This window comes from Polynucleobacter sp., assembly GCF_044342855.1.
Classification (GTDB): Bacteria; Pseudomonadota; Gammaproteobacteria; order Burkholderiales; family Burkholderiaceae; genus Polynucleobacter.
In genome coordinates, this window is the sequence record NZ_JBIIPA010000010.1 from 16,215 (window position 1) to 31,488 (window position 15,274).

A 15,274-nucleotide genomic window follows, 5' to 3' on the forward strand; every position below is an offset into this window, starting at 1 on the left:
ATTGGAAACAAAATAAAGCCGCTTAATAGCGGCTTTATTTTTTAAACCAGCCCCGCCTTATTTTTTCTTGTAAACCAAATCCCATACACCGTGCCCCAACTTAATGCCCCGATTTTCGAACTTGGTAGTTGGTCTATAGGCAGGTCTCTCAACGTATCCAGGATGTCTAGCTTGGAGTTGCTCAAGAGTGGGCCTGAATTCTTTAAAGGCCTCTTTGGCAAGCTCAGTCTCACTCGCAACATCGGCCGCTGAAAAAGTTTCAATGCTCATTTGCTCAGTAGAGGTATTTATCAAATCTGATTCCGCATTTAAGACTAAAAGCATTTGCTCAGCATAGTTGTGCCAATCGGTAGCAAGGTGCAAATAAGCTCCAGGCTTTAAACGAGAAATTAATAGCTTTACAAACTGCGCTTGAATTAAGCGACGCTTATGATGGCGCCTCTTGTGCCAAGGATCTGCAAAGTAAATATGAATGCCATCCAAAGAATTAAGTGCAATCATCTTTTCCAAGACTTCAACAGCATCATGGCGAATTAATCGCAAATTAGTAAGCTTGTTCTCACCAATCAACTTCAGTAAAGCACCAACCCCCGGAGGGTGAACCTCAATTGCCAAGAAATCATCCTCATTGCGTAAGGCGGCAATTTTGGCGGTGGTCTCCCCCATGCCAAAACCAATCTCCAATATCTTGGGATGGGATGAACCAGTAAATGCTTTCTGCAGATCTAAAACGTTTTCCTGAAACGGCACTAAAAACTGCGGCCCAATTTCCTCAATGGCACGCTGCTGACCAGCAGTTGTTCTTCCAGCCCTTAAAACAAAAGAGCGAATTCGGTCAGTTCTTGGGATATTCACGGAATACTTATCCTTATGAAGAATTACTTTGGAAAAGGTGTATTCCAACCAGCTGAGCGATAGGCATAAACCACTTCGCCCAGCACGATTGAAAGTGAAGTCATAAACGATATCAATCCCAGTACAAATGTCCAAATGACATATGTGGCTTGCAATGAACGAACTGCACCTGCTTGAAAGAAAAAGAGCTCAAGCACAGTTAGTGAAATAAGTACACCACTCAATACATCAAAGAAAATCGCGGCCGTACAAAGGCGCCCCCTAACCTTTGCCTCATTAGCCTCTTTCATCATATGAGTCAGCATTATTTGATCCTGTATGTCACCCTCCTGAATGCGATGTTGAATAGCACGCATACGATCTACTGAGCGCGCTAAGCGAGCAGAGATTGCATTGATCAAGGTGGCCACTGCAGTTAGTAAAAAGACTGGGGCTAAGGCTAATTGAATATTGTTAGTGATTGCATCTATTGAGACATCCATGAGAATTCCAGTCGATCTTTTTTATATTTGTAACAGTTATCTCAATGAGACCAAGCTACTAAACCACCATATGCGCTTAACAACACTAGCACACCAAAGACAATTCGATACCATGCAAATGGAATGAAATTATGTCCTGCAACATAATGAATTAACCAACGTACGCAAATGAATGCGGAAATAAAAGCGACGATAAAGCCAAGCACAATCGCCCATACAAAGTCACCCGAAAGTGAAACTGGGTTCTTCCATAGTTTGAGTAATTCATATGCGGTTGCACCACCTATTACCGGTATGGCCAAAAAGAAGGAGAACTCTGTAGCTACGGCACGAGGCAAGCCAAACAACATGCCACCAATGATGGTCGCACCTGAGCGAGAGGTTCCCGGAATTAAAGCGGCACATTGCGCTAAACCCACTTTTAAAGCGTCCAAAGGGGTTAGGTCATCTACCGACTGAATATAGGATTTACTGGTTGAATGCGATAACCTAGTTTGGCGATGTTCGGCCCAAAAAATAATTAAGCCGCCCACGATAAATGCGCTAGCTACTGGAATGGGCGCAAATAGCACGGCCTTAATATGCTTACCAAATACGAAAGCCAGACCCATTGCTGGAATTGAGGCGATCAATAGATTCAGGATAAAGCGTCGAGAGATGGCGCTCGTCCGAGCAGTAGAGGCTACTTTCCAAAGTTTTTCGCGGAACTCCCAGCAGACTGCCAAAATAGCGCCAAACTGAATAATGACCTCGAACGCCTTACCGCGCTCATCATTGAAGTTAAGTAAGTCGCCAACCAAAATGAGGTGGCCAGTACTGGAGATTGGCAAAAACTCAGTGAAGCCCTCAATCACCCCCAGAATGACTGCTTTAGCTAGCAAAATTAGATCCATAGACGCAATTTTATAGATAGATCGAATAGATCCCGGGATTTGGCAAAATAAGGCTTAAATCCAGCGCTTTAGCTAAATAAGCCTTAAACTTCAAGGCACATTGAAAAGTACCCGAATTAGATGACATTGATACGCTTTCGCCTCCCTCAGTTAACCGCTTTTGGCTTAATCCTGGGGCAAGCATTCGGACTCGGGATTCATTCGTCGACAGCATTAGCCCAAAGCGCCAATGGGGCTAAGCCCTCACTACCAACCCCAGTGAGCGCGCAGTTTTTAATAGGCCTGGATATGCCGCCACAGATAGCGCCATTGCCTCGACAAGCCATTCCAAGCAATACGGCACCATCCAATCTTGGGGCCAATGGGGTAAATGGAAGTAGTCAAACAACCGATTTAATCCGTTTATATCAAGAAGCAGCATTCAGCGACCCCGTATTGAATGCTGCTCGCTTTAACTATCAAGCCAGTAAAGAGCTCTATTGGCAGGGTTTATCACTCCTATTGCCACAAGCTACGGCTGTTCCTGGTGGGACTCGCTACTACCAGCACACTGCAGGCAATCAACCTACTAACTCGTATACCGGATCTCGGGTTTATGACCAGAAGAACTATACGGTCACTCTGACTCAACCAGTTTTTAATATAGCGGCATTTGAGGCTTTCAAGCAGGGTGACTTGAATACCAAAATTGCGGACATGCGCTTTTACTTAGCGCAGCAAGATTTAATTATCCGCGTATCTCAAGCTTATTTTGATGCGCTCACCAGCCAAGATAACGTAGAGCTCTATCGCAATAAAAAAGGTTTAATTAAGCAGCAACTTGAAATTGCTCAGGCCAAGTTTGATGCTGGGCTAGCGACTATTGTTGATGTCAATACGGCGCAAGCCGCTCTGGATTTGGCGAACTCTCAAGAAATCGCTGCTCAAGCAGACCTGATTGTTAAAAGAGGTGTCTTAGAGCAATTAGTGGGCCGCCCTGTAGGCGCTCTAAAGCCACTAGTCAAAGAAGCCAAGATTGATGGCGTTCTTAAAGACCCTCGCTTTAAACCAAAAGATGGCAATGGAATTCCGATTGCAGATAGCCTTAATCCTCAGCTACCCAAAGGGCAAACTCTGGAAGACTGGATTAATCAAGCAGAGGCTGCGAACTTTAACGTACTAGCTGGTCAGCTATCAGTTAGCTTAGCTGAAAGTACTTATAAAGCCTCTCAAGCATTGAACTACCCCTCCCTTAATTTTGTAGGCACTGCGGGTTACAACACTTCCAACGGAACAGCTAATAGCCTATCTCCGTCACAGACGAATATTTATAACAACACCATCGCCTTACAGATGACAATCCCCTTGGTATCTGGGGGTTACAACAGCTCACTCATTCGTCAAAACGCCGCATTGCTAGATGCAGCTAAAGCGAACTATGACAATGCACGTCGTACTGCAGCTCAAAGCACCCGTGCTGCATTTACTGGTTTTTATAGCGGACTAGCAAGTGTTAAAGCATACGAAGCTGCAGAGCGTTCCTCTACTTCAGCACTTGAATCAAGTAAGTTAGGATTTCAGGTTGGGACATTAATTAATATTGATGTGTTAATCGCATTGGATACCGTAATTAGTACCCGCTCGCTATTACAGCAAGCACGCTACAACACCATTCTGAATGCTATCAAGCTGAAGGCGCATGCCGCAGCACTATCAGATGAAGATCTGATTTCAATCAATACTCTGCTGCGATAAGACTGAAGCAGTAAAGAAATAAAAATTTAAGTTTGCTGTAGAAGGTTTAGAGATGCATCAAGAACTTCTTGAACGCTTGGTGAATTTTTCATATCACCCAAATTACAAATTTGGCTCGACCAATAACCATCAGTCTTCCAGAGCGGGGAATCACAATAGATTTCAACGGTTGGCTTTTCAAGTACTGCTGCTAAATGCGTCAAGCCCGTATCCACCCCAACCGTTAAAACCGCTCCAGCAATTACTGAAAATGCATCTTCAATGGAAAAAGCTGGTGGTAGCAGAGCACCAGGAATCTGAGAGACAAGTAATTGACTCACAGCTTTTTCTGCAGCATTTCCCCAGGGGAAAACCAGTTGATATCCTCGAGCAGATAAATCTTTGCCTAGCGCAATCCAATTCTCATTAGACCAACGCTTTGCTTTTCTAGCTGTTGAATGAAAACACAACACATAAGGAATCTTCAATTCCATAAGGCTACTCTTGGGAATGCATGCCACAAAGTTCTTAGGATAAAACCGTGGTGTATCACCGCGGTCTATCAAATGCCAATCTAATGCAGAACACATAACCCAGCGCGAACGATCAACTGCATGGCACTGCTTAGGAACTTGTACAGACTGACTATAGAAAGATCTGGCCAAGGGCTCGTATCCAGAAAAATCTGTTGCATTGGCAAGACCTGCAACTACGGCACTAGAGCTTTTCTTAGCTAGAGAGCATACGATGGCTGATTTAAGTAGGCCCTGTGTTTCTATCAACACGTCGTAAGTGGTGGATTGAAGTGTTTTTCTAAATGCAAAAAACTCTTTCCATGTTGCCAGCTTAAAAAGGTTTTTCTTCCAGCGGCGTAAACCAAAAGGAATGATGCGATCAATCCCTTTGAAGTCATCACACGACAGTAAGGGTTCAAGCAAGTGAACATAGGCCTCTTCCACCACCCAATCAATTTGAGCGTCTGGTAAGCGTGCACGTAAATCCCACGCTATCGGCAAGTTGTGCAATACATCCCCGAGAGAGGATAGCTTTACCAAGAGGATTTTGGGAGAAGTGCTCATGCGAGCATTATCTTATCTTTTGAAAATACCCCTAAATTAATTAAAACTTAGGGGCAGCATCCCACAATAAGCCGGCAGAATCTTTGGCATTCATATTGGGCATCACACCTTGTGGCAATGGCCACTTGATACCCACAGTGGGATCGTTCCAGAATAAACACGCCTCACTTTGAGGGTGATAGTACTCTGTAGTTTTGTAGAGAAACTCTGCCGTTTCAGAGAGAACTAAAAAACCATGTGCCAAACCAGCAGGTATCCAGAGTTGCCTATGGTTTTGCGCGCTTAACTCAACCCCAGCCCACTTGCCATAGGTTGGCGAACCTTTTCGAATATCCACAGCCACATCAAAAACGCTGCCCGCCACAACGCGAACTAACTTTCCCTGCGTTTGCTCTAACTGATAATGCAAGCCACGCAATGTCCATTGATTTGAAAAAGAGTGATTGTCCTGTACAAATTCTATATTCAAACCTGTAGCAGCCTCAAAGTCTTGGGCGTTAAAAGACTCTGTAAACCAACCACGCTCATCGCCAAATACTTTAGGTTCTATCACGAGCACATCATGAATGGCTGTAGGCGTAACTTGTAACTTCAAAGAGGCGTTCATCCAATCATCTTCTTATGAGAGAAGGCAACAGGTTGCGCGGAAGTGTTGAGCTCATTCAATATTTTACTCAAGTACTGACCATAGCTATTCTTACTTAATTGAGTGGCCACTTTTTGTACAGTCTCAGCGCTAATCCATCCTTGGCGATAAGCGATCTCTTCAGGGCAAGCCACCATAAGGCCTTGGCGCTTTTGTAGTGTTGCAATGAAGCCAGCAGCATCCAATAAAGAATCATGCGTTCCAGTATCCAACCAGGCAAAACCACGACCCATGATTTCTACGCTAAGCTGATTTTTTTCAAGGTAAGCTCGATTGACGTCGGTAATCTCTAGCTCGCCACGAGCGCTGGGCTTAATGGAGGAAGCAATATCACACACTTGATTGTCATAAAAATAGAGTCCCGTTACTGCATAACTACTTCTTGGCTTTAACGGCTTCTCTTCAATGGAAAGAGCTTTGTAAGCTTTATCAAACTCCACTACACCATAACGCTCTGGATCAGTAACGTGATAAGCAAAAACAGTCGCACCACTAGAACGTGCATGAGCACTGTCGAGCTGATCAACCAACTCATGGCCGTAAAAAATATTGTCACCCAAAACTAAAGCGCTTGGGTTATTGCCAACGAAGTTTTTACCCAAAGTGAATGCCTGTGCCAAGCCATCCGGAGAAGGTTGAACACAATACTCAATATTGAGACCCCACTGAGAACCATCGCCCAATAACTCAGCAAAGCGCGGAGTGTCATGTGGCGTGGAAATTAATAGAACGTCACGGATACCTGCAAGCATCAAAGTTGTCAAAGGGTAATAGACCATCGGCTTGTCATACACTGGCATGAGCTGTTTAGAAACAGCCTGGGTAACAGGGTACAAACGGGTACCTGACCCCCCTGCCAAAATAATTCCTTTGCGATTAGTCACCATTGCAATCCTAATATATTTAAATTAATTTATCTTGAGCCAGATTAAATACATGCTCACGAACCATAACGTCCCATGCCGGAAACTCTATGGCTCCATCTACATGATTATAAGAGTTGGAGGCATCGACAGGCGCTTTAACTAGGGCAAGTCGCAATTTATCAGTGGACATCCTTGAATTCATCGGCCTTGGAGCCGGCAAAGGATATTCCACCGCAAAAATAGGTTTAATAGCAGCCGGATGAGTCTTAAGTGTTACCCCAGCACCCAGAGCTGCTTGCACTGCTAAAACTGCCAAACCATGCCAAGTTGTTTCTCCAGCAGGAACGGCATGATAGATACCCGACGAGAATTTTCTTAAGCAGACTTGCTCATCAACAGCTAAATTCAAACTCACTTTTGCTAACCACTGGGCACTTGTGGGAACACCAAATTGGTCATTGATGATTTTTAACTCGTCACGCTCTTTAGCCAAACGTAAAATCGTGCGAATGAAATTACTACCCTCGCCATATACCCAGCTGGTTCTAAAAATAGCATATTGGCCCTTACCTTTAGCAGCGGCAAAAACCCGGGCTATTGCCTCTTCACCTGCGGCCTTACTTTTGCCATAAACCCCCAGAGGATTGCGCATATCGTCTTCTAGGTAGTAGCCGTATTTCTCACCATCAAAGACATAATCAGTCGAGTAGTGCAATAGGGTGGCGTCATGTTCTGCAGCGTATTGAGCCATGATCTCTGGAGCTCTGGCATTGATCGCAAAAGCTAAATCGGAATCTATCTCCGCCTTATCAACAGCCGTGTAAGCAGAAGCGTTAATAATGAACTGAGGCTGAAATTGATTCAGTAATCGACTCAGCATCTCTGCATTAGCAAGATCACATTCAGAACGTCCGACATACTGAATCACTGGCATCTCTGGCAAAGTCACAGTAAAGCCATCGAATGCCTCTTTAAAGGCTTTTCCTAATTGGCCGTCCTTGCCAAGTACGAGGATCTTCATTTTTTCTTTAGTTGTACTGCTTAGAAAGCCAGTCACGATAAGAGCCACTGACTACACCCTCAATCCAAACAGGATTATCTAAATACCATTGCACAGTTTTACGAATTCCGGTCTCGAAGGTTTCAGCTGGACGCCAGCCCAACTCTCGCTCCACCTTGCTAGCATCAATTGCGTAACGCCGGTCATGTCCCGGACGATCCTTAACGAAAGTGATTTGCTCTACATAGGACCTACCATCGGAGCGTGGCTTCAGCTCATCCAAAATATTGCAAATAGTTTTGACAACATCGATATTGGCCTTTTCATTCCAGCCGCCAATGTTGTAAGTCTCACCTAATTTTCCATTAGCAAGTACCTCACGAATTGCCGAGCAATGATCACCAACATACAACCAATCACGAATCTGTTGACCGTCACCATAAATTGGCAAAGGCTTTCCGTTAAATGCATTTAGAATAACCAGTGGAATCAACTTCTCTGGGAAATGATACGGGCCATAGTTATTAGAGCAATTGGTGGTTACGACGGGGAAGCCATAAGTATGAAACCAGGCGCGTATCAAATGATCAGATGCCGCCTTGGATGCAGAGTAAGGGCTGTTCGGCTCATACGAATTAGCTTCCGTAAACGCAGGATCAGCAGCAGAAAGCGATCCATAGACTTCGTCAGTAGATACATGATGAAATCGAAAGCCCTTTTTAGCGGATTCATTCAAGCCACCCCAGTATTCTCGGGCACTTTCAAGTAAGTTAAAAGTACCAACGATATTAGTTGCAATGAATTCAGCGGGCCCATGAATGGAGCGATCGACATGGCTTTCAGCAGCAAAGTTGACGATCGCACGAGGTTGATGCCCCCTAAGCAATCCAGCGACCAACTCTTTATCACCAATATCACCGTGGACAAAGATATGACGTGAATTGTTTTTTAGGGGCTCGAGAGTTGCTAGATTGCCCGCATAGGTCAATTTATCGAGGTTAATAATGGCTTCAGCATTTGGATTAGCCAGCCAATCAAGAACAAAATTTCCACCAATAAAGCCAGCACCACCAGTGACCAAAATCATGCAAACCTCTTCAAATATAGTAAAAACCCAGCAAATCTTGATTTAATCGCTTAGTCGCCCATCAGACGCAAGCTCATTACACCGCTCAATTCGACTTATGAACCTTAGTCAATGTGACGGTGGATTTGATTATAGTTTCTTTGGATATGGATGATTAAATTAGGCATCCGCTCTGACAAACCCCAAATAACAAACTTTGTCTTTCGATAGATTGAATCAATGTCAAAGTAGACCCCCGCGCATTTATAGAATCAATGTGTCCATTTTTAAGCCCTCTAAGAACAATTTCCGCCTTGCCGGGCAAAACCATCTCTATTCAACGGATCAAGTGTTGGGCTGATACAAAAAGTTTTCTTCAAATTCAAGTCGAATGATTTTGCGCATCGCATATTGCATAAATTAATACCCTGCGATTTCACATCTTGGCTAGGGATTGAAAATTTGGGAAGATAATTCGGGATATTGCTGCGATACACCCCATTAAAGTCACCCTTTCTAGGCCTGTTGATTGTGACGATAATCTCAATATTTGGTCGCTGATTTTTAATACGTGCAACTAGCGGCACTAAAAATTGATTGAAATGCCTATCAAATGTAGCAATCACTACTAAAGAGCACGCAAGGGAAAGGAGTATAAAAAATAAATTAGTATAGGGATATGAAAAATATACGTGTTGCGACGGCTGGAGTTTCAAGTGACTATGGTCAAAGCCTACTGCCAATCATCGCCCAAAGCCTCGGATACCAAATCTCTTGGACCAACCCGAAAGAGTCTGATTTGCTCATTTTGGGGCCCTTTGCTAATCCCAACCCCAAAAAACTCACTTGGTGCCCAAAACCGCTTCGGCCAGTCATTAAACCAATCACCAATACATTGGAAGCAGTCTTAGTGGGCAGAAAAAATCTGCCCTTAAAACTCTTTCAGAGCGCTGAAAATATACGGCACGATATCCATCAACCAGACTACTCCATCTCATTTGACTTAAATATAGAGTCCGATAAGCACTTCCGACTACCCTATTGGATGGAAATGATTGACTGGTCACACGAAGGATTGACTGGAAACCAGAATCCGCGATATGGCCAACTTTTAACTATTGAGCGTTTAATGGCACCCCTAGGGGATGCATTTTTAAAAAGGGGGAGGGCTGTTGCATTTTTGAGCTCTCACATAAGAGAGCCTCGTAATACGCTTCTAAATGCTCTACAAAAAGTAGTGCCAATTCGCGGTTTTGGACCACATTTTAATAAAGGCATAAAGAATCATCATCTTAGTGGCTTTAATAAGCACACCTTACTACAAGACTTTGCATTTAACCTTTGCCCTGAAAACTCTATGTATCCAGGCTACTACACGGAGAAAATTCCTGAAGCCTTTTTTGCAGAATGCCTACCCATCACATGGACAGATGAAAACGTAAGGGTAGATTTCAATCCAAATGCCTTTATTAATCTAGCCCCCATGTCTTGGTGTAATTTCTCCCCCATTAAGGAAATCGTGGAATCTTGCAAACTACTTGAGGAGTATGCCTCACAAGCCTTGCTTTTAAATGCTCCGAGCATTCTGCCCTTTAGAAATTTTGTCAAACGCATTTTTGAAGATGCGAGCTCTTAAAAAGATCTGTAAATGAAAATTGGATTCCATGCAAACTCACTATTTCTAAGAGGGACTGAAATCGCCCTTCATGACTATGCATTTCATAATCAAACACTTCTCAATAATGAATCTGTAGTTTTCTACCCAAAAAAACACCCTATTAATGAATTGGTCTTCAAAAAATTTCAAGGTGCCCCCTTATGAAAGTCAGAGAGAATTAAATACGTTAATTCAAAAAGAACATATTGATTTAAGGTATTTTATTAAATCCGGAGAACGTGATGAAGCAATCTGCGAGAGCTCGCCCGCTTTGATTCACGCTGTGTTTCCAACTAAACCGGAAGAGTTTCACGGAGAGAAATATGCCCTTGTATCAGAGTGGCTCTCCAAGGAATACTCCAATACCAAAATTCCCCATGTTGCTCACATGATTGATTTGCCAGATCGCGAGGATAATTTACGCAGTCAAATAGGTATCCCAGCAAATGCAACCGTTTTGGGTTCCTATGGTGGTGCGGATAGCTTGAATTTGAACTTTGTTAAAGAAGAGGTAATTAAGGCCCTAGAAAAATGCTCAGATCTCTATTTTCTTTTCATGAATATTGAGCCTTTTACTAAGCATGAGCGCCTGATATTTTTACCAGGTAATTCAGATTTACTATACAAAGTTGAGTTTATAAACACCTGTGATGGCATCATTCACGCAAGAGGGATTGGCGAGAGCCTTGAACTCTCTTGTGGTGAATTTTCCATCAAAGGAAAGCCCGTTATCACTTATGCCATGTCGCCACAGCGTAGCCATATTGAAATTCTCGGAGAGAAAGCAATTCTATATAAGGGCAGGAAGGAATTGGCTGAAATTTTCCTACACTTTGATCGACAACTCCAATACAAAAAAAATTGGGATGCTTATTCAGAAAATTTTTCTCCCAAGGTAATAATGGGCCAATTCAATAATGTTTTTATCCTCGGAAAAAACTATCAGAAATATCTATATCACCCCTAGATAAATTAAGGATTCAGAAATACCGTCTTAAGCGCAAATTGTGCAATCTTCAAAAGAAGCTTTACTTATAATGCCCTGATTTTTAAACCCCAGGAAACCAGGGGTTTGAACTGATACGTCTATCAATAAACCGAAAGATTGAGCGCAGTAGCTTGCGAAAGCCTTTAACTGGAGGCCTTCCCGGACGATCGGTTATTGTCGATTTAGTGTGTGCTAACCCTATCGGATAAGGCTTCACTGCCAAACAACGTAACCCATGCTTTGAATAATGTTCTAGGTAATGGTCAACTGGCTCATAAATATCCATCGCGTTATCTAGCAAGATTTTGGCAGCTGCGGGCTGGATCATATAAGCAGCAGTTCCACATGGCTCTCCTAGATTTTGAACAAGATCATAAGTCAATCTTTTTTCCAGAATTTGATGCCGAGTTTCATATATACCCGATAGCCTTACTAAATTCCACTGATTGGTGGTGCTCAATAAATCGTCGATGACAGACTTCAAATTTTCACCAATTAAGAAATCATCCTCAAACACCAGGGTAGTAACATTATTTTGCAGACATAATTCCCAAACTTTAATATGGGACAGGAAGCATCCGACCTCTCCAGGAGTTAATTCGTAACCCTGCAGTCTTTTTACTTTTGATTGCTTGTAGCTAATGGGCATTGATGGCAACGCATATCCATCCACGGCGTTTATAAACTGCCACTGAATACTTGTTTTATCGAGCTGATCCTCTACCCTTTGCCTTCGCGCGATAGAGCGCTCCAGGGAAATTACACATACTTGTAGTGGCGGCTTAACGTCCATTCCAACCTTAAAGATAGCTTTGTAAATATCGCCACAGTCGCTTTAAAAGACGGAGCGTGCGAGAGGCAAAGGATTTTGAGCAAACGCCGAAATCCATTCCAGAGTCCCAATTAGATTGATAGATCACACCTAAATAATTAGCCTTTAGTTTATCTTCTACTTCACCGATTCTACGCAAAAGATAGTATTGCCAATCGTAGTAATAAATTCTAAATAACTGCTCAATGGGATACAAAGGTATCGCGCGGTAATTTAATAAAGCCTCAAGGTAAAGCAATGTTTCAGGATGATCATCACCCGAGATATCCCAGAAAGTCAGATTCTTGGGCTGCAAATATTGCACATCCAATGATTCCCAAACCTTAGCAGACCAAATAAATGGTGGGCACGGGCAATAGTAATTTGGGCCAACTCTAGAAAATAATGCCTTAACCCGATCACCCTCTTGACGAAGATTGGACTCAACCTTATCTTGCCCACGATTAATAGAGAGCTGATAAAACTCTTTATTCTGATAGATGACGGTATACGGGTATCCATCCGAGCCAAGAAAGTTTGATTTTTTGAAAGCCTTAATGAAGATGCAGTCGGAATCAAAGCAAACATAATTCTCAGAAATGCCAAGGCGCCAAAACTCAGACTTAATTGCTTGCTGACTTAGGCCACCAGATCGTGTTTTTTCAATGCCCTGAGGAACACGAGGATTAGCAGCGATGATCGACTCATCTGAAACCCATTTATAACCACCCATTTCACCCAAGACGGATATCAAATCTTGATATTGATCTTGCGGAGTAGAGATATAAAAAGGAATTTGATCGGCGTTGTATTGATTGATCGAGACCAGCAAACGCTTTACCCGAAGAAAATCTCGACGATAGGATTTGCAATATAGGACTAGATCTTTCAAGCACTTCTTTCGGTGAGTGTATGAACTTCTGAAAGTATTCTATACGCAGCCTGATCAACCCCAACCGGAAGCCACTTGGGCTCTATCAATTGTTGAATTTTCCAATCTAGCCAAATTCTTTCCAAAGCAAGCTCTACAACCTGAGGGTCACTCTGTGGACTTAGGTAAGCACCCCGATCCAGTAACATTTGATCTAACTGCGGATTGCGATGGGTAATACCCCAAATAGGCCTCCCCGTCCAAAGATAGTCATAGAGCTTGGAAGGAATGTATTCAGCGCACCACTCATCATTACCATGGAGAAGAATTAATACATCGGCTAACCGCATCTTTTCCACTACACGCTCTCTGCCAGACTTACCAGTTACAAGGTCTTTCTCTAGGCGACCATGGGCAAACAACAGATCATCAAACTTGTGGCTTTTTAGAGCCTCTACAGTTAAAGGATCTAAAGGTGCGCCATAGGCATGCATCCGTATATATTCCCTCGCCTCCGGATACTTTCTTAGCAACGGAACCAGTGCATTCAGGATAGTGGATAGGGAACGATCATTTGCCAAGGATCCAAAGTGACAAAGATTCAATTGCTTGGTGTAGCTATGCGCCTGATTGGCAACTAGCCCTCCAGGAGGCTCAGCCCCCGGCATCAAGACAAACCCATGAGCATTATCAGTGGTATTGAGATTAGGGTGGCGTAGCTTCGCATAATGCAAAGCGCCATCGGTAAACCACCAAGCTAAATTGGCATATTTGCAAATTTGCTTTTCTAAGTATTGGCGAAATTGTGCATCCCGGTTTTTAGGCTTATCAAATCCAGGGTCGATCGGACTCTGACGAATCACTAGTGGATCATGAATCTCTACGATCCACGGCAGTCCAGTTTTTTTCTTTAGCCATAAACCCGCTAAATGGGCAGACCAAGCTCCTCCGGTCGAATAGATTAAATCAACCTTGCCATCTCTAATTAATTTTAAGCCATGAACATAAGCCGGCATTGCCCAAGACCATTGGCTTGAGTAACCAAGAAAGAGTTTTTCCAATGCAATGAATGGGGCGAGTAACAACGAGACTAGGCCCGTAGAGACTTTATAAAAAAGTCCGCGGCCATATTGGTTTGCAATCCAATGTCGGAAATCAAACCGAAATGCGGCTGGTCCCCAAGCTAAAAATTGCTTATGCGGAAATCGACTATCTTTAATCCCGGTGATTGCACTAAAGACTTGCGGCTGGATCCCCGACCCAAGTAAATACGGAATTTTGTCGGTGATAGTTTGGCTAGATGCTCTGCCATCCATATTGAAACCATGCGACAAAATTAACCAGTTCTTTTTTTGCATTAGTGAATAAGGACTAATTTCCAGCAACGATCGACATAACGGCCATACGCACCGCGATACCAAATGTGACCTGATTGAGAATGACTGACTGCGGGCCATCCGCTACAGTGGAATCAATTTCTACGCCACGATTCATGGGGCCTGGATGCATCACGATAGCGTCAGGTTTAGCCAAGGCTAAGCGTGTAGGCGTCAAACCATACTGCTTGAAGAAAGCATCGCCCTCTGGAACCTGACCCACTTCCATGCGTTCTTTCTGAATACGCAATGTCATGACCACATCAACGCCCTTTAAACCCTCTTCCATACTGTGAAATACCTTCACTCCCAGCATATCTAAATCGCTTGGCAAAAGACTCTCGGGGCCAATCGCACGAATGTCCGTACAACCCAAGGTTCTCAAAGCACAGATATTTGATTTTGCAACTCGGCTATGCACAATGTCACCCACGATAGCAACCCTCAAGCCACTAAAGTCTTTCTTAAAGTGGCGCATTGTGTACATATCTAATAAGCCTTGGGTAGGATGCTGGTGACTACCATCACCAGCATTGACCACGTGGACATGCGCAGGGATATGTTGGGCGATCTCAATCGGTGCCCTAGAAACGCTATGACGCACCACGAAAATATCTGCCTGCATCGCCACTAAATTATCAATCGTATCTAAAAGGCTTTCACCCTTTGCAGTTGAAGATGTAGATATGTCCAAGTTAATGACATCTGCTGATAAGCGTTTAGCAGCAATCTCAAAGGTAGTACGTGTGCGAGTGGAGTTTTCAAAGAACAGATTGAATACACTCTTGCCACGAAGAAGCGGTACTTTTTTTACCTCTCTCGCAGGATCCGTGACACTCACAAACTGTTGTGCAATATCGAGAATATGGAGAATTTGCTCTTTCGGCAAACCCTCTAAAGTTAATAGGTGAGTTAACTCACCGGCAGCGTTAAATTGATTTACTGGGGCGTTTACTAAGTCATTCATTCCG

Annotated in this window: 15 protein-coding genes; 3 read left to right on the forward strand and 12 right to left on the reverse strand. The window is 43.4% G+C overall.

The window, feature by feature from the left end; genetic code table 11:
• Window positions 1-57: 57 nt before the first annotated feature.
• Genes trmB through ACIQZ3_RS04875 form a run of 3 tightly spaced genes read right to left on the reverse strand, consistent with a single transcriptional unit; the run spans window position 58 to window position 2,230 of the window.
• The gene (trmB, locus tag ACIQZ3_RS04865; protein WP_397390877.1) at window positions 58-855 is read right to left on the reverse strand and encodes a tRNA (guanosine(46)-N7)-methyltransferase TrmB; all 798 of its coding nucleotides are present in this window, start codon (window positions 853-855) and stop codon (window positions 58-60) included.
• A gap of 23 nt (window positions 856-878) precedes the next feature.
• Window positions 879-1,337, reverse strand: coding sequence for a DUF2721 domain-containing protein (locus ACIQZ3_RS04870; RefSeq protein ID WP_397390879.1), 459 nt, complete (start codon window positions 1,335-1,337; stop codon window positions 879-881).
• Between the two features lie 41 nt (window positions 1,338-1,378).
• Window positions 1,379-2,230, reverse strand: a complete 852-nt coding sequence (locus ACIQZ3_RS04875; RefSeq protein WP_397390881.1) for an undecaprenyl-diphosphate phosphatase — start codon at window positions 2,228-2,230, stop codon at window positions 1,379-1,381.
• Between the two features lie 120 nt (window positions 2,231-2,350).
• Between ACIQZ3_RS04875 and ACIQZ3_RS04880 the strand changes: the two genes are divergently transcribed.
• Window positions 2,351-3,964, forward strand: coding sequence for a TolC family protein (locus ACIQZ3_RS04880; protein ID WP_397390883.1), 1,614 nt, complete (start codon window positions 2,351-2,353; stop codon window positions 3,962-3,964).
• A gap of 26 nt (window positions 3,965-3,990) precedes the next feature.
• Here ACIQZ3_RS04880 and waaC read toward each other — a convergent pair whose 3' ends face one another.
• From waaC to rfbB, 5 genes are read right to left on the reverse strand one after another with little or no spacing between them, the layout of a single operon-like run.
• Window positions 3,991-5,022, reverse strand: coding sequence for a lipopolysaccharide heptosyltransferase I (gene waaC, locus ACIQZ3_RS04885; protein ID WP_397390885.1), 1,032 nt, complete (start codon window positions 5,020-5,022; stop codon window positions 3,991-3,993).
• Between the two features lie 40 nt (window positions 5,023-5,062).
• Window positions 5,063-5,629 (reverse strand): dTDP-4-dehydrorhamnose 3,5-epimerase, encoded by a 567-nt coding sequence (rfbC, locus tag ACIQZ3_RS04890; protein ID WP_397390887.1) that lies wholly within the window; start codon window positions 5,627-5,629, stop codon window positions 5,063-5,065.
• The gene (rfbA, locus tag ACIQZ3_RS04895) at window positions 5,626-6,555 is read right to left on the reverse strand and encodes a glucose-1-phosphate thymidylyltransferase RfbA (protein WP_397390889.1); all 930 of its coding nucleotides are present in this window, start codon (window positions 6,553-6,555) and stop codon (window positions 5,626-5,628) included. Before rfbA ends, rfbC begins: the two co-directional genes overlap by 4 nt.
• Window positions 6,556-6,571: 16 nt before the next feature.
• On the reverse strand, window positions 6,572-7,555 hold the full coding sequence (rfbD, locus tag ACIQZ3_RS04900; RefSeq protein WP_397390891.1) for a dTDP-4-dehydrorhamnose reductase: 984 nt from the start codon (window positions 7,553-7,555) through the stop codon (window positions 6,572-6,574).
• 7 nt (window positions 7,556-7,562) lie between these two features.
• Window positions 7,563-8,621: a dTDP-glucose 4,6-dehydratase gene (rfbB, locus tag ACIQZ3_RS04905; protein WP_397390893.1), complete on the reverse strand. Its 1,059-nt coding sequence runs from the start codon at window positions 8,619-8,621 to the stop codon at window positions 7,563-7,565.
• A gap of 658 nt (window positions 8,622-9,279) precedes the next feature.
• On the opposite strand from rfbB, the gene ACIQZ3_RS04910 reads away from it, so the two are divergent.
• Window positions 9,280-10,236 carry a glycosyltransferase family 10 domain-containing protein gene (locus ACIQZ3_RS04910; protein ID WP_397390895.1) on the forward strand — a complete coding sequence of 319 codons (957 nt, stop codon included), beginning with the start codon at window positions 9,280-9,282 and terminating at the stop codon, window positions 10,234-10,236.
• Window positions 10,237-10,381: 145 nt separating this feature from the next.
• Window positions 10,382-11,224 (forward strand): hypothetical protein, encoded by an 843-nt coding sequence (locus ACIQZ3_RS04915; protein ID WP_397390897.1) that lies wholly within the window; start codon window positions 10,382-10,384, stop codon window positions 11,222-11,224.
• 82 nt (window positions 11,225-11,306) lie between these two features.
• Here the strand turns inward: ACIQZ3_RS04915 and ACIQZ3_RS04920 are convergent, their stop codons facing one another.
• From ACIQZ3_RS04920 to ACIQZ3_RS04935, 4 genes are read right to left on the reverse strand one after another with little or no spacing between them, the layout of a single operon-like run.
• A complete protein-coding gene (locus tag ACIQZ3_RS04920; RefSeq protein WP_397390899.1) occupies window positions 11,307-12,038 on the reverse strand; it encodes a glycosyltransferase family 25 protein in 732 nt (243 codons plus the stop codon).
• A 7-nt stretch (window positions 12,039-12,045) separates the two neighbouring features.
• Entirely contained in the window at window positions 12,046-12,948 is a 903-nt protein-coding gene (locus ACIQZ3_RS04925; protein ID WP_397390901.1) for a DUF6492 family protein, read from the reverse strand.
• On the reverse strand, window positions 12,945-14,285 hold the full coding sequence (locus ACIQZ3_RS04930) for a hypothetical protein (protein ID WP_397390903.1): 1,341 nt from the start codon (window positions 14,283-14,285) through the stop codon (window positions 12,945-12,947). The genes ACIQZ3_RS04925 and ACIQZ3_RS04930 overlap by 4 nt, the downstream gene beginning before the upstream one ends.
• A 13-nt stretch (window positions 14,286-14,298) precedes the next feature.
• Window positions 14,299-15,270, reverse strand: coding sequence for an aspartate carbamoyltransferase catalytic subunit (locus ACIQZ3_RS04935; RefSeq protein ID WP_397390960.1), 972 nt, complete (start codon window positions 15,268-15,270; stop codon window positions 14,299-14,301).
• Window positions 15,271-15,274: the final 4 nt, after the last annotated feature.

Bases quoted from the DNA above. Each gene is read 5' to 3' on its own strand.
- ACIQZ3_RS04870 (WP_397390879.1), bottom strand. From the start codon at position 1,337: ATGGATGTCTCAATAGATGCAATCACTAACAATATTCAATTAGCCTTA.
- ACIQZ3_RS04875 (WP_397390881.1), bottom strand. From the start codon at position 2,230: ATGGATCTAATTTTGCTAGCTAAAGCAGTCATTCTGGGGGTGATTGAG.
- ACIQZ3_RS04880 (WP_397390883.1), top strand. From the start codon at position 2,351: ATGACATTGATACGCTTTCGCCTCCCTCAGTTAACCGCTTTTGGCTTA.
- waaC (WP_397390885.1), bottom strand. From the start codon at position 5,022: ATGAGCACTTCTCCCAAAATCCTCTTGGTAAAGCTATCCTCTCTCGGG.
- rfbC (WP_397390887.1), bottom strand. From the start codon at position 5,629: ATGAACGCCTCTTTGAAGTTACAAGTTACGCCTACAGCCATTCATGAT.
- rfbA (WP_397390889.1), bottom strand. From the start codon at position 6,555: ATGGTGACTAATCGCAAAGGAATTATTTTGGCAGGGGGGTCAGGTACC.
- rfbD (WP_397390891.1), bottom strand. From the start codon at position 7,555: ATGAAGATCCTCGTACTTGGCAAGGACGGCCAATTAGGAAAAGCCTTT.
- rfbB (WP_397390893.1), bottom strand. From the start codon at position 8,621: ATGATTTTGGTCACTGGTGGTGCTGGCTTTATTGGTGGAAATTTTGTT.
- ACIQZ3_RS04910 (WP_397390895.1), top strand. From the start codon at position 9,280: ATGAAAAATATACGTGTTGCGACGGCTGGAGTTTCAAGTGACTATGGT.
- ACIQZ3_RS04915 (WP_397390897.1), top strand. From the start codon at position 10,382: ATGAATTGGTCTTCAAAAAATTTCAAGGTGCCCCCTTATGAAAGTCAG.
- ACIQZ3_RS04920 (WP_397390899.1), bottom strand. From the start codon at position 12,038: ATGGACGTTAAGCCGCCACTACAAGTATGTGTAATTTCCCTGGAGCGC.
- ACIQZ3_RS04930 (WP_397390903.1), bottom strand. From the start codon at position 14,285: ATGCAAAAAAAGAACTGGTTAATTTTGTCGCATGGTTTCAATATGGAT.
- ACIQZ3_RS04935 (WP_397390960.1), bottom strand. From the start codon at position 15,270: ATGAATGACTTAGTAAACGCCCCAGTAAATCAATTTAACGCTGCCGGT.